The organism is Phycisphaeraceae bacterium (assembly GCA_019636555.1).
Classification (GTDB): domain Bacteria; phylum Planctomycetota; class Phycisphaerae; order Phycisphaerales; family UBA1924; genus JAFEBO01.
This window is the reverse complement of sequence record JAHBXH010000001.1, coordinates 2,136,011-2,148,782: the sequence shown is the minus strand read 5'-3', so window position 1 is coordinate 2,148,782 and position 12,772 is coordinate 2,136,011. Positions and strand designations below refer to the sequence as shown.

The following is a 12,772-nucleotide window of genomic DNA, read 5'->3' as shown; positions in this document are numbered from 1 at the left end:
TCGACTGTTCCTGTCGCCCGACCTACCATCGCTCCACACCACACGGGGTGTAGCGCAGCTTGGTAGCGCGTCTCGTTCGGGACGAGAAGGTCGTAGGTTCAAATCCTATCACCCCGACTTTGATCGAGAGTAAAGCCCTTCGACGTGCATGTCGAAGGGCTTTCTGCTTGATAAAGCACGACTCACGCGAGTTCAATCGCGTGCCGAATCTGGGCAAAAACAGCGGTTAAGGGGGTAGGTCTTGGCGGGATTTGAACTTCGAGCCCACCGGGCTTGACATCTTTGAATATAGTTGTATATACTACCATCATGGACAGCAACCTCCCCAGTCCAGAGCAGGTATTCAGGCAGATCCCATGCTTCTGCGGCGTGCTGCAGGTTGCCGCACGCTCGGTCACGAGGCTCTACAACGAGGAGCTCCGCGGTTCCGGGATTGAAGTCACTCAGCACGCGGTATTGATGATGCTCAAGGCCCTCGGACCAACGCCTCTCGGAGCGCTTGGCGAACGCCTCGCTGTCGACAAGACGACCATCAGCCGGAATGTCAAGATTCTGGAACGGCACAGATGGGTCGTCACGGACCGTGGCGAGGACGCACGCGAGCGAGTGGTTTCGCTCACGGACGCGGGTGCTGCCGCGCTCGTAAAGGCGCGTCCATCTTGGGACCGTGCGCAGAAGCGAATGCGTGCCGCGCTGGCTTCAGGAGAGTTCGACCAGTTTCGTGGACGTTTTCCCGACGTGGCGCTTGCGGCCATGTCGGCGTAGTTTTTCTTTCTCTGAACAGATGTATATACAACTACTTGGATCGCCCATGATCTTTGTCTACCCGACCACCAGCACAGGAGAGGAATCATGAGCCCCGGAAAACAACTGGCGCGGGTTGGTCTGCTTGCAGGATCGTTGACAGTGGCTCTGATAGCACACGGGTGCTCGAAGTCGCCCGCGGAAGATCCACGCTTGCAGACTCCGAGGGTGCAGGTCATCGCGGCGAAGGCGGTTGGCACAGATGCCAGGACGTTCACCGGGATCGTGGGAGCCCGCGTGCAGAGCGACCTGGGCTTCCGCGTTGGGGGCAAGATCCTTGAACGGGCCGTCGATGTTGGACAGCGGGTCCAGAAAGGTCAGGTCCTTCTGCGGCTTGATCCCGTGGACCTCGAACTTGCGCTCGCCGCGCAACAAGCGAAGGTCGTGGCGGCCCGGGCCAGATACGTGCAAGCCAAGGCCGATGAGGCGAGGTTCGCCGCAGCGGTTGGTTCCGGCGGGGTATCGCGTCAGGGGTATGACGCGGCCCGGGCAGAGCTGGATAGTTCAAAGGCACTGCTGGAAGCAGCGGAGGCGGAGGCAAGAGTCAGCCACAACTCCAACGAATATGCCGTTCTCATTGCCGATGCTGACGGCGTGATTGTGCGGACATTGAGCGAACCGGGGCAAGTCGTGGTCGCGGGGCAGACTGTGATCCAGTTGGCGCACGATGGCCCCCGTGAGGCCGTGGTCAATCTGTCCGAAGGTGTGCGCCCCGCTCTCGGGACGAGCGCCGCGGCGCGGTTATATGGGCAGGACCAGGTGCATCAGGCGCGGCTGCGCCAGCTCTCCGATGCGGCGGATCCGGCGAGCCGAACCTTTGAAGCGAGATTTGTGCTCGAAGGCGAAGCCGCTTCGGCTCCGCTCGGCTCCACTGTCACCGTCGAAATGCTCACCAAACACGACTCCGGCAACAGGTCCGTCATGGTTCCCGTCGGGGCGGTAACCGATCGCGGGAGCGGGCCGGGCGTCTGGATCGTGAACGGCAGGTCGGAAGTGGCCTTCCGCCCCGTCCAAGTCGCATCGATCGGCAAGGAGGACATCGTCATCTCCCGCGGGATCGAGGCCGGAGAGAAGGTAATCGCGCTCGGCGCGCACCTTCTGCACGAAGGTCAGACTGTGAACCCTGAGAAGGCGGTGCAGCATGCGCGGCATTAATCTTTCCGCGCTGGCGGTGCGGGAACGCGCGATCACGCTGTTCCTCATCCTCGCCTCGGCGTGTGCGGGCGTCTATGCGTACCTGCAACTCGGACGAGCGGAAGATCCATCCTTTACCATCAAGGTGCTCACGGTGACCGCGGTTTGGCCCGGGGCGACCGCCCAGGAAATGCAGGACCTCGTCGCCGAGCCGCTGGAGAAAAGACTCCAGGAGCTCCGCTGGTATGACCGCGTTGAGACTATCACGCGGCCCGGCCTGGCCCTGATGACGCTGCAACTCCTCGACAAGACTCCTCCGAAGGAAGTCCCCGAACAGTTCTACCAGGCGAGAAAGAAGCTCGGCGATGAAGCGCGCAAGCTGCCGCAGGGCGCGATCGGGCCTTTCGTGAACGATGAGTATTCGGATGTCTCGTTCGCGATCTACTCCGTCGAAGCTCCGGGTATGCCGCTGCGAAAGCTCACCCGCGTGGCCGAAGAGCTCCGCCAGAGATTCCTCCACGTGCCGGGGGTCAAGAAGGTGGACATCGTCGGCGAACAGCAGGAGCGGATATTCGTCGAGATGTCCTATTCGCGTCTGACGATGCTGGGCATCTCGCCCGCGGACGTCTTCTCCGCTCTGGCGCGACAGAACGCGGTAACTCCCGCCGGGTCGGTTGACACAGATGGCGCGCAGGTGTTTGTCCGCCTCGACGGGGCTTATACCGACATCGATGCAATCCGCGACACGCCGATCGTGGCCGGACAGCAGAGCTTCAAGCTGTCGGATATCGCGGAGGTCACGCGGGGCTATGAGGACCCGGCCACGTTCGTCATCCGGCACAATGGGGAGCCGTCTCTGTTGCTGAGTGTCGTGATGAAGGACGGCTGGAACGGGCTGCAGTTGGGCGACGCCCTGCGCTCCGAAAGCGAAAGGATCGCCTCCGACCTGCCATTGGGCGTCAGCCTGAAACGGGTGACTGATCAGGCGATCAACATCAGCTCGGCGGTCAACGAGTTCATGGTCAAGTTCGCCATGGCGGTCGGCGTGGTGCTGCTGGTCAGCCTGCTGAGCCTTGGATGGAGGGTTGGGATCGTCGTCGTGGCGGCAATCCCGCTCACGCTGGCCGCGGTTTTCGTGATCATGATGATCACGGATCGGGTGTTCGACCGGATCACGCTGGGAGCGCTCATCATCTCGCTGGGGCTCCTCGTGGACGATGCCATCATCGCCATCGAATCCATGGTCGTGAAGATGGAGGAGGGAATGGACCGCGTCCGGGCCGCGGCCTATGCCTGGAGCCATACCGCGGCGCCAATGCTCGCCGGGACGCTCGTCACGGTCATCGGCTTCCTGCCGGTGGGGTTCGCACGCTCGACCGCGGGCGAGTACGCCGGCAACATCTTCTGGATTGTCGGATTCTCATTGATCGCATCGTGGGTCGTGGCGGTTGTGTTCACGCCGTATCTTGGCGTGAAGCTCCTCCCCGAAATCAAGCCTGTCGAGGGCGGCCATGCGGGGATCTACGCCACTCCCGGACACCGGCGGCTCCGGCGACTGGTCGCCTGGTGCGTGCGGAGGAAGTACGCGGTCGCAGGAGTTGTCGTGGGGATGTTCCTCCTAGCGGGCGGAGGCATGGCGGTCGTGAAGAAGCAGTTCTTCCCGAACTCGGACCGGCCGGAATTGCTGGTCGAGGTCCAACTTCCCTTGGGCACCAGCATCGAGACCACGAGCGATGCGGCACGCAAGGTCGAAGCGTGGCTGTCCGAGCAAACCGAGGCCACGATCGTGACGTCGTACGTCGGTGCGGGTGCGCCTCGGTTCTTCTTCTCCTATAACCCGGAGCTTCCCGATCCCTCCTTTGCGAAGATCGTCGTATTAACGCCCAGCGCGGAGGCGCGAGATCTCCTGAAAACCCGACTGCGACAGGCGGCGACCGATGGTCTAGCGCCGGCAGCGCGAATCCGCGCCACGCAGCTGGTCTTTGGGCCCTACTCACCCTTCCCCGTTGCGTTCCGCGTGATGGGATCGGAACCCGTCAAACTTCGTGAGATCGCTCGTGGTGTCGCGGAAGTCATGCGCGCAGATCCGAGCATGCGCACGGTGAATGTGGATTGGGGCGAACGCGTACCCAAGTTGCACTTCGTGCTGGATCAGGAACGACTGCAGTTGATCGGGCTTTCACCCCAGGAGGCGGCGCAGCAGTTGCAGTTTCTCCTGAGCGGCCAAACCATCACCCAGGTTCGCGAGGACATTCGGGCGGTGAACGTCGTCGTGAGAAGTGCCGGTTCTGAGCGATTGGACCCGGCGCAGCTTGAGAACTTCACCCTTACGACAAGGCACGGCAAGCCGATTCCGCTCAGCCAGATCGGACGGGTGGACATCCAACCAGAGGACCCGCTCATCAAGCGGCGGGATCGCACTCCCACCATCACCGTGCGCGGCGACAACGTTGAAGCAACCCAGCCACCGGATGTCTCATCCCGGATATGGGCCAGCCTTGCTCCTCTTCGAGAATCGCTTCCGGATGGGTATCGCATCGAGATGGCGGGATCAATCGAGGAGGCGCAGAAGGCAAACTCTGCACTCGCGCCGCTCTTCCCGATCATGCTGCTGCTCATGCTGGGCGTCATCATCGTCCAGGTGCGCTCGTTCTCGGCCATGTGGCTGGTGATGCTGACCGGTCCGCTCGGGCTCATCGGCGCGGTGCCGGTCCTGCTCATCTTCCATCAACCGTTTGGCTTCAACGCCATTCTCGGTCTGATCGGTCTATCGGGCATCCTGATGCGGAACACGCTCATCCTGATCGGCCAGATCCACACCAATCAAGCGGATGGTCTCGATCCCTATCACGCGGTCATTGAGGCCACCGTCCAACGCTCGCGTCCGGTCATCCTGACCGCGCTCGCCGCCGTCCTCGCCTTCATTCCTCTCACGCATTCGGTGTTCTGGGGATCGATGGCCTACGTGCTGATCGGAGGTACCGCCGTTGGCACCGTGCTGACGCTTGTCTTCCTTCCCGCGCTTTACGCCATTTGGTTCCGCGTGAGGCATACCGAGGGGAATCAACCAGTGCACACGACCCCTCCAGCGTCCCAGCTCGCGGAGACCCTCGCATGACACGCTCACTACGACACTTGCTGATGCTCATGTCGTCCGCAATTCTCGCGTCGTGCAGCGCGGTCGGTCCGGACTACATCCGCCCCGACGCTGAGGTGTCTCTGGCGTTTCGGAACCCGGCGTTCCACGCGTCCGGCACCCACGCATCCGATCGCTGGTGGGAGACGTTCCAGGACCCGGTCCTCACGGGACTCATCGAGGACGCCGTCCATCGCAACCAGGACCTTCGGATCGCCGTCGCAGCCGTTCGTGAGGCGCGAGCGGCGCGTGGCATCGCTGATTCACGTGGGATGCCGTCCATCGACGCGAATGCGAGCTATCGGCGGCTGCGTGCGAGCGAGAATGGAGTGCTCCTCGGCCCCCTCTCGCAGGCCGGCCTCGCGAGTGTTGAGACGGACTTGTACCAGACCGGCCTTGAAGCGAGTTGGGAGATCGATGTCTTTGGTTCGGTGCGCCGCGAGAACGAAGCCGCGACCGCACGGGTCCAAGAGGCCCACGAGCGCCTCGCGGATGCTCTCGTCGCGGTCGCGGCCGAGGTCGGCCTGGCGTACACCGACCTGCGCGGCACCGAACGGGAACTCGCGGTGCTCAGGCGCAACATCGAGGTGCAGTCCCAGACGGCGACGCTGGTCCAGAGTCAGTTCAAGACCGGCATCGCCTCCGAGATCGATTCTGACCAGGCCCGGTCGCAGCTCGCTCGCACCAGGGCGCAGGAGCCGCTGCTCCAAGCCGCCATCGACATTGCGACCTATCGACTCGCCGTCCTCACCGGCAGGATGCCGGGTGAACTCACCGACGCGCTGAAGGGCTCGGCCGCGTTGGTCGTCCGCGGTGACTTGGTTCCAGTCGGGCTTCCGTCCGAGCTGCTTCTGCGTCGCCCGGATGTCAGGGCCGCAGAACGAGGCCTGCACGCGGCCACGGCGGACGTCGGCGTCGCCGTGGCCGAACTCTACCCTCGGTTCTTCCTGACCGGAGCCACCGGCTTTGAAAGCGTGAGCTTCGGTGATCTCTTCAATAGCCAGAGCGGCTTCTTTGCGATTGGCCCGACCATCCAGTGGCCGGTATTCCGTGGCGGAGCGCTGCGGGCACAGGTCGTCGCCGCCGAAGCAAGAGCCGACGCGCAGTACGCCCGGTATCAGCAGTCGATTCTCCTGGCGGTGGAAGACGTTGAGCGGTCACTTGTCGAATACGGTCAGCAGGAGCTACGCCGGCGTCAGCTGGTGGAGTCACGCGACGCCGCCGTGAGCGCCGCGACCCTTACCCGGCGGAATTACGATCGCGGCATCGTGCGGTTCCTCGATGTGCTCGACGCCGAGCGTCGGGCGCTTGATAGCGATATTGACCTGGTGCGATCAGAAGTAGAGGTGACGAGGCAGGCTATCCGTCTATACCGCGCACTCGGCGGCGGCTGGCAGCATTCCCTTGGAGCCCTCGATTCCGAGATCGCGGTCAAGTAGGAGTAGCACATGACGTTGCAACAGCCCGCTCGTTCATCTCGTCTCCGAGACCGCTACGGCCCGGCGGCCGTTGTCACTGGGGCGAGTTCCGGGATCGGGGAGCAGTTCGCACGCGGCTTGGCAGCGGAGGGGTTCGATCTGCTCCTTGTCGCTCGCCGAAGCGAGCTGCTCCAGCAACTCGCGGAGGAGCTTCGCGGCAAGCACGGCGTCTCGGTGCATGTGCTCGCGGCCGATCTGGCCGATCCCGGCTCCACGGACACCGTGGTGACCACGGCCCGCAAGATGGATGTCGGGCTCCTGATCTGCTCCGCTGGTTTCGGCACCTCGGGCGCGTTCATCGACGGCAACCTTGCCGACGAATGCGCCATGGTCGATGTCAACTGCCGATCACTGATGGCTCTGACTTGGCACTTTGGAAAGCAGTTCGCCGATCGGCGTCGCGGCGGGATCGTGCTCATGAGTTCGCTCGTCGCCTTCCAAGGCGTGCCCACTGCGGCGAACTACGCGGCGACCAAGGCTTACGTGCAGAGCCTCGCCGAGGGGTTGCACTACGAACTCAAGCCCCTCGGCGTTCACGTCCTTGCCTCCGCACCCGGACCGGTCCACAGTGGCTTTGCTGGCCGCGCGAACATGCAGATGGGTATGGCTTTGCATCCGCAAGACGTTGCCGCGGCGACGCTCACCGCCCTCGGCCGCCGCTCGACAGTGCGACCGGGGTGGTTGTCCAAGGCGCTTGAGTGGTCGCTCAAGCCGTTGCCGCGGTGGGGCCGAGTCCGCATGATGGGTATCGTCATGCGCGGAATGACGCGGTCGCGAGCACCGGGCAACAGGCATACGCCCCGAGTACCTCTGCGGCAGAGGATGCCGATCAATCTCCCGAAACCGCCTTGGCGCTGAGCAATCGGCGTATCCCAAGGCTCCCATACCCTAGCACCCGCCAGGAAAAGTTCTATTGGTGTACTGTCACCCCGATTCAGCAGGCTTGATGGCCCCGGCAAGTGCCGGGGCCATCGGTGTTTACGGGATAGTTCAACTGCGTCCTGTCATCCTGGGACCGATGGGCTGAATTTGAACTTTTCGGTCGAGTGATCCGCGGAACTTAGGCACGCGATTCGTTGAGCGCTTGCTCTAAATCGCGCCAGAGATCTTCCACCTCTTCGCAGCCAACGCTCATCCTCAACAGCCCGGCCGGAAGATGCTCTTGACCAGGCACCGCAGCACGCCGTTCGATCGTTGATTCCACCGCGCCAAGACTCGTGGCGTGTCGGATGATCTTCAGCGATCGGCACGCGGCATCAGCCCGAGCCGCGTCACCGTGGACCTCGAAAGTCACCACGCCGCTGAAGCCTCGCATGAACGTTGAAGCGAGCTTGTGTGCTGGATGCGACGGCAACCCGGGATAACGAACCGAGTGCACGCGGCGATGCTCGCTCAATCTCCTCGCAATCGTCAACGCGTTTGCCTGACTCGCCGCAACCCGGAGCGACATTGTGCGGAGCCCGCGAAGAGCGAGGAACATCTCCAACGTGCCGGGCGTCCCGCCGGACAGTTCTCGTGCCTTTCGCAGTTCATGCGCCAGCGCCGGAGTTTTCGCAACCGCAACCCCCGCTAAGAGGTCTGAGTGCCCGCCCATGTACTTGGTGGCCGAGTGCATGACCGCGTCAGCGCCCATTGCGAGAGGTTGTTGGTTGAGCGGCGTCGCGATGGTGTTGTCCACGACCAGAAGCGACCCCGGCTTACGCTGCGATCCGCAGATACGGGGCAAATCAGCGACATCGAGCAAGGGATTGGTGGGCGACTCGAGCCAGATCAGATCTGCTGTTTGCAATTGAGCGAGCCACGCCTGGGTATCGATGACTGGCAACCGGACACACTTCCAACCGCGCCTTGCAACGCCCTGCTCTACCAAGCCCCCGACTCCGGCGTAGCAGTCGGTCGGCAACACGATCGACGCTCCCACGCCGAGTGTCCCGATCAATGACGCTGCGGCGGCCATTCCGGAGGCGAAAGCCACCGCCGTGCCGCCTTCAAGACCTCCGACCACGGTCTCCAACGCTTCCCAAGCGGGGGTCGCGTCGTCGCGGGCATAGGCCCGGGCCGAACCCAGAATGAAGTTCGACGCCGGCACAAGCGGTGCGTTGAGAGGCTCTCCGACGTCCGTAGGACGGCCCCCGGCAATGAGCCAAGTCGAGGGCGAAATGCAGGGGTCTGAGCGGCCAATGCTTTCCAGTTGATTCATGCGGTAAGGGTACTGACGGCAACCGGGATTGGCCGCCTACCCACAAAACGGCTTCAGGAGCGAGGCCCAGACCCTAACGCCTTCCAAGAAAAGTTCTATTGGTGTACTGTCACCCCGATTTTGGATTCATGATGGCCTCGGCACTGCCGAGGCCGTCTGGTTCATGGAAGCTCATCGCAAGAGGGACGTGATCTTCGGTCTTTGAGCGGTTGGCGCGGAGAGATCTTGTTTCTAGCATCGGCGAGATGAACACTCACGAAGCACCGTCCCAATCATCACTGCCCGCCGATCAACTGCCGGTCGATCATTCACGACAACCCGATCGACCAAGATTCTTCAGATTCTGGCGCTGCTTCTGGCTGACTTTCCTTGTGGTTTCGCTCGGCTACGCCTGGTACTGCTTCTACGTCCCCAGCAACAACATCGATTGGGCCGACGACTACACGGCCGCTCAGCAGCTCGCCGCGCAATCCGGCAAGCCCATCATTCTTTTCTTCTCGGGCGAATGGTGCGTTCCATGTCGGATCATGAAGCGCAACGTCTGGGCTGATGAACAGGTGGCGGAGAAGGTCAATACCGCATTCGTCCCCGTATCAGTTGACGTGGACGATCCAGACGCGGCTGATGTAATCACTCGCTACCGTGTCGGCGCCACCCCGAACACGATCATCACCGATCCTCAAGGGAATGTCTTGGGGCAACAGACCGGGGGAATGAATAAGGCCGGCTTTCTTGAGTTACTCGAGCAGGCGAAGCGACTCTGAATTGCTTTTTTCTTCGATCGCTCAGCGATCGCGTGCGTCGAGATCACAAACCGTGCGGGCTCAGGCTCCAGAATCATCCGACAGATGCTGGACAGAAGGAGCGATTCGGATACGGCACGGCGTCCGTCGCCGATCGCGCTGCTTCTACGTCCAGGCATGAACTCGTTGCCGCCGTGGCGATGAGAGTTCGTTCGGCGCTGCTTTTTGGGTTCGATTCTGTCGCCGCGGTTTAAGCGTTGGTGCCGCCGTCAATCGTGAAGCTCGCTCCGGTGATGTATGAGGACTCCGGGCCGGCGAGGAACGCGACAATCGCCGCCACTTCTTCAACATGTCCGTATCGCTTCAATGCGGTGTTGGCGATTTTAGCCGGCGCGTTCTTTTGGGTGGCAGGATTCAGATCGGTGTCGATCAGACCCGGTTGAACGTTGTTGACCGTGATTCCCTTGACCCCTATTTCTCTGGACAGCCCCTGGGTGAACATTTTGATCGCGCCCTTGGTGGCCGAATACACCGCCATACGCGGAGTGGGCATCCGTTCTCCGGCGCAAGAACCGATCATGACAATGCGGCCGCCTTCTTTCATATGCGCGAGCGCCGCCTGTGTCGCGATGATTACGCCCCGTAAGTTGATGTCGATCATCAGATCTATCTCGTCGAGAGCGGCCTCCTCGAAGGGCTTTGCGACCGCGGTCCCGGCGTTATTCACGAGCACATCGAGTCCGCCGAAGGTCGCAACAGTCTTCTCAATAGCCGCTTTGACCGCTTTCGCATCGCGCGCATCCGCTTGAAGAGCGATGGCTTTCCTGCCGGCACTCTCGATGTCCTTGATCACCGAGGCCGCGGCGTCAGCGCTTTTCGCGTACGTAATCGCGACATTCGCTCCATCGGCCGAGAGCCGCCTGGCGATGGCTGCGCCGATGCCGCGCGAGCCTCCGGTGACAAGCGCCGCTTTGCCAATCAGGTTTGCCACAGGTCGCTCCAGTGAATTCTGGGTCTGCTCCGGTCGCCCCGCGAGCGCGGGAACGCAGCGAAGTCGCAGGACGTCATCCGCATCGACAATACGCCGCTTTGAATCGAATACATATTTCTGACTTTGCGAACACGGATTCAATTCGGGACGGCTTCAGCCGCACGTGCTGTAGGCGTCGAATCAGTCAATCGAATGGTTCTTCCCTCGCGCTCCCTGCGGAATCAACTCGACAGAGTGCTTGACGCTTGCGCTGATGCCACATGCCGATCCTGCGCTTTGCCATGACTTCGATGTGTTGGCGCGCGGGCGGTGCCCTCAACCGTGTGACACGACAATAGCTGGTGGTAGCGTGAGATCCCGCGTGCAGCCCAGAGAGCTTTCGATTACGCTCCCCAAATGACAAACGTTGCAGCGAATTCGACAAACATCATGGCTCGCGACATTCCTCGGTCCGACCTCACGCGTTGGTTTTACCCGACTGCCGGGCTTGTCTTGCTCGTCCTCACGGTTTGGGGTTTCAGACATTTCTTCTTCCATGGCCAATCGCATCCGGGGCGGCCGATCACTCCCCCAATCCGCACGCTCATCATCGTGCACGGCTGCGCGATGTCGGTCTGGATCATCCTGTTCACCCTTCAACCTTGGCTCGCTGCCCTGCGCCGAAAGAAGCTTCACATGATGCTCGGGCAACTTGGGATCGCGGTCGCCGCGGCGGTCTTCGGGCTGGGAATGATGGTCGGGGTTTCGTCCGCGCGTGTCGCTCCGCCCGATTTCATTCTCTGGGATTTGAATCGGACGCAGTTCATGGCTGTTCCGCTTTTCTCCGTTGTTGCGTTTGCCGCGTTCGTGACGGTGGCGATTCTGAAACGGCGGCAGCCTGCCATTCACAAGCCCATGATGCTCTGCGGCACACTCGCGGTCATGGGCGCAGCGATCAGCCGAATCGATGTTCTCAGCAATCTTTACATCGGCACGGTGTGGGAACGCGCGTTCGGGCCATTCTTCATGACCGTCGTCCTCGCTTTGGTTCTGCTGGGAGTGCGATGCGCCATCACTCGCAGCTTCGACCGGTGGCTCGCGCTCGGTGTGACACTGCTTATCGCCATCGCTTTCTCGACCATGGCGATCGCCAGAACCGATGTGTGGACGTCGTTTGCGTCGCTGCTGGTTCAGTAATTCGATACGTCAGATCGAGGTCAGGCCAAGAAGCGCTTCGGAAATCCGCGACGGGCGGCGAATCGACGACTTGCTGCCCAGCCGACAAGGGGGTTGCAAATACTCGATGAGCGGCAAAGCAAAGAGCAGTGCATGCGAAAGCGAGGACGATTCGTGCGATCCGAGGTATGGGTAGCTCTCGCGCTTTCGGGGCTTTCAATCCTGCTCCACGCTCTGATTCCGCGCGATGTCAGCCGCGAGTTGTTCGCGGTGGTGCTCGGCTCTCTCGGAGGTGTGTATCTCGGCGGGGCGCTCAAGGCCGGGACAAATCGCGACATCGCGATCACGGCGCTCGGTGCGCTGGTGTGTGTTGGTTTCGCAGTCGCCGGGCTCCGAGGGCCTTTGTGGATTATCGGCGCCGGTTTTCTCGCGCACGCGGTCTGGGATTGGGTTCATCACGCGATACGAAAAGGAACTGTGGGGCGGTGGTGGCCGCCGTTTTGCGCGATTTACGATGTCGTCGTCGGCGGATACCTGTTGGCCGTGAGCCTTACTTCGCCATCGCGAGCTTGAGCGCTTCGCTGTCGATCTTGACCATGCCCATCATGGCCTGCATGGCCTTCGACGCTTTCGCGTTGTCGGGATCAGATATGAGATCAATGAGCAACTTCGGATCGATCTGCCACGAAACTCCGAAGTGATCGGTGATCCAGCCGCACGCGACGGGTTTCCCGCCCGCGGCGACGAACTTGTCCCAGTATTCATCCACCTGCTGCTGCGTGTCGCAGATCACGGAAATCGAAAAGCCCTGGGTGAAGGTGAACTGCGGCCCGCCGTTGAGTGCCGTAAATGTGCGCCCATCGAGCGTGAACTCAACTGTCATGACGCTTCCGGTCTTGAACGGTGATTGCGGTCCAAGGTCTGGATAGCGAGTGATGCGCTCGATTTTCGAGTTCGGGAAGATCGAGGTGTAGAAGCGTGCGGCTTCTTCAGCCTGATTGTTGAACGTCAGGAATGTACTGATCTTGGGCATGCGACACGCTAAGAGTCCGATTTGCGTGTGTCAATCGCCTCCGAAAGTTCTCTTTGCGAAAGAAGGGGAGATTTCTGCCCGCAATCCCGAGTGCGAAA

The 12,772-nt window shown here is 61.7% G+C and carries 11 protein-coding genes and 1 tRNA gene; 9 read left to right on the top strand and 3 right to left on the bottom strand.

Annotated features, from left to right (window positions below; genetic code table 11):
• Window positions 1-43: 43 nt before the first annotated feature.
• The 6 genes from KF691_08945 to KF691_08920 all read left to right on the top strand — a co-directional run bounded on the left by KF691_08945 (window position 44) and on the right by KF691_08920 (window position 7,410).
• A tRNA-Pro gene (locus KF691_08945) sits at window positions 44-117 on the top strand.
• Window positions 118-309: 192 nt separating this feature from the next.
• Window positions 310-765 (top strand): winged helix-turn-helix transcriptional regulator, encoded by a 456-nt coding sequence (locus tag KF691_08940; GenBank protein ID MBX3389566.1) that lies wholly within the window; start codon window positions 310-312, stop codon window positions 763-765.
• Between the two features lie 87 nt (window positions 766-852).
• Entirely contained in the window at window positions 853-1,959 is a 1,107-nt protein-coding gene (locus tag KF691_08935; GenBank protein ID MBX3389565.1) for an efflux RND transporter periplasmic adaptor subunit, read from the top strand.
• On the top strand, window positions 1,946-5,056 hold the full coding sequence (locus tag KF691_08930; GenBank protein MBX3389564.1) for an efflux RND transporter permease subunit: 3,111 nt from the start codon (window positions 1,946-1,948) through the stop codon (window positions 5,054-5,056). Before KF691_08935 ends, KF691_08930 begins: the two co-directional genes overlap by 14 nt.
• Window positions 5,053-6,513, top strand: coding sequence for an efflux transporter outer membrane subunit (locus KF691_08925; GenBank protein ID MBX3389563.1), 1,461 nt, complete (start codon window positions 5,053-5,055; stop codon window positions 6,511-6,513). Before KF691_08930 ends, KF691_08925 begins: the two co-directional genes overlap by 4 nt.
• Window positions 6,514-6,522: 9 nt before the next feature.
• On the top strand, window positions 6,523-7,410 hold the full coding sequence (locus KF691_08920) for an SDR family oxidoreductase (GenBank protein ID MBX3389562.1): 888 nt from the start codon (window positions 6,523-6,525) through the stop codon (window positions 7,408-7,410).
• Between the two features lie 202 nt (window positions 7,411-7,612).
• Here the strand turns inward: KF691_08920 and KF691_08915 are convergent, their stop codons facing one another.
• On the bottom strand, window positions 7,613-8,752 hold the full coding sequence (locus KF691_08915; GenBank protein ID MBX3389561.1) for a PLP-dependent transferase: 1,140 nt from the start codon (window positions 8,750-8,752) through the stop codon (window positions 7,613-7,615).
• Window positions 8,753-8,997: 245 nt separating this feature from the next.
• On the opposite strand from KF691_08915, the gene KF691_08910 reads away from it, so the two are divergent.
• The gene (locus tag KF691_08910; protein MBX3389560.1) at window positions 8,998-9,516 is read left to right on the top strand and encodes a thioredoxin family protein; all 519 of its coding nucleotides are present in this window, start codon (window positions 8,998-9,000) and stop codon (window positions 9,514-9,516) included.
• A 229-nt stretch (window positions 9,517-9,745) separates the two neighbouring features.
• Here the strand turns inward: KF691_08910 and KF691_08905 are convergent, their stop codons facing one another.
• A complete protein-coding gene (locus KF691_08905; GenBank protein MBX3389559.1) occupies window positions 9,746-10,486 on the bottom strand; it encodes a 3-oxoacyl-ACP reductase FabG in 741 nt (246 codons plus the stop codon).
• Between the two features lie 396 nt (window positions 10,487-10,882).
• Between KF691_08905 and KF691_08900 the strand changes: the two genes are divergently transcribed.
• Both KF691_08900 and KF691_08895 read left to right on the top strand, forming a co-directional pair.
• Window positions 10,883-11,662 carry a hypothetical protein gene (locus KF691_08900; GenBank protein MBX3389558.1) on the top strand — a complete coding sequence of 260 codons (780 nt, stop codon included), beginning with the start codon at window positions 10,883-10,885 and terminating at the stop codon, window positions 11,660-11,662.
• Window positions 11,663-11,794: 132 nt separating this feature from the next.
• Window positions 11,795-12,214, top strand: coding sequence for a hypothetical protein (locus KF691_08895; protein MBX3389557.1), 420 nt, complete (start codon window positions 11,795-11,797; stop codon window positions 12,212-12,214).
• Here the strand turns inward: KF691_08895 and KF691_08890 are convergent.
• Window positions 12,192-12,674, bottom strand: coding sequence for a VOC family protein (locus tag KF691_08890; protein ID MBX3389556.1), 483 nt, complete (start codon window positions 12,672-12,674; stop codon window positions 12,192-12,194). The genes KF691_08895 and KF691_08890 overlap by 23 nt on opposite strands.
• Window positions 12,675-12,772: the final 98 nt, after the last annotated feature.

Bases quoted from the DNA above. Each gene is read 5' to 3' on its own strand.
- KF691_08890 (MBX3389556.1), bottom strand. From the start codon at position 12,674: ATGCCCAAGATCAGTACATTCCTGACGTTCAACAATCAGGCTGAAGAA.
- KF691_08935 (MBX3389565.1), top strand. From the start codon at position 853: ATGAGCCCCGGAAAACAACTGGCGCGGGTTGGTCTGCTTGCAGGATCG.
- KF691_08915 (MBX3389561.1), bottom strand. From the start codon at position 8,752: ATGAATCAACTGGAAAGCATTGGCCGCTCAGACCCCTGCATTTCGCCC.
- KF691_08910 (MBX3389560.1), top strand. From the start codon at position 8,998: ATGAACACTCACGAAGCACCGTCCCAATCATCACTGCCCGCCGATCAA.
- KF691_08925 (MBX3389563.1), top strand. From the start codon at position 5,053: ATGACACGCTCACTACGACACTTGCTGATGCTCATGTCGTCCGCAATT.
- KF691_08900 (MBX3389558.1), top strand. From the start codon at position 10,883: ATGACAAACGTTGCAGCGAATTCGACAAACATCATGGCTCGCGACATT.
- KF691_08920 (MBX3389562.1), top strand. From the start codon at position 6,523: ATGACGTTGCAACAGCCCGCTCGTTCATCTCGTCTCCGAGACCGCTAC.
- KF691_08895 (MBX3389557.1), top strand. From the start codon at position 11,795: ATGCGAAAGCGAGGACGATTCGTGCGATCCGAGGTATGGGTAGCTCTC.
- KF691_08940 (MBX3389566.1), top strand. From the start codon at position 310: ATGGACAGCAACCTCCCCAGTCCAGAGCAGGTATTCAGGCAGATCCCA.
- KF691_08930 (MBX3389564.1), top strand. From the start codon at position 1,946: ATGCGCGGCATTAATCTTTCCGCGCTGGCGGTGCGGGAACGCGCGATC.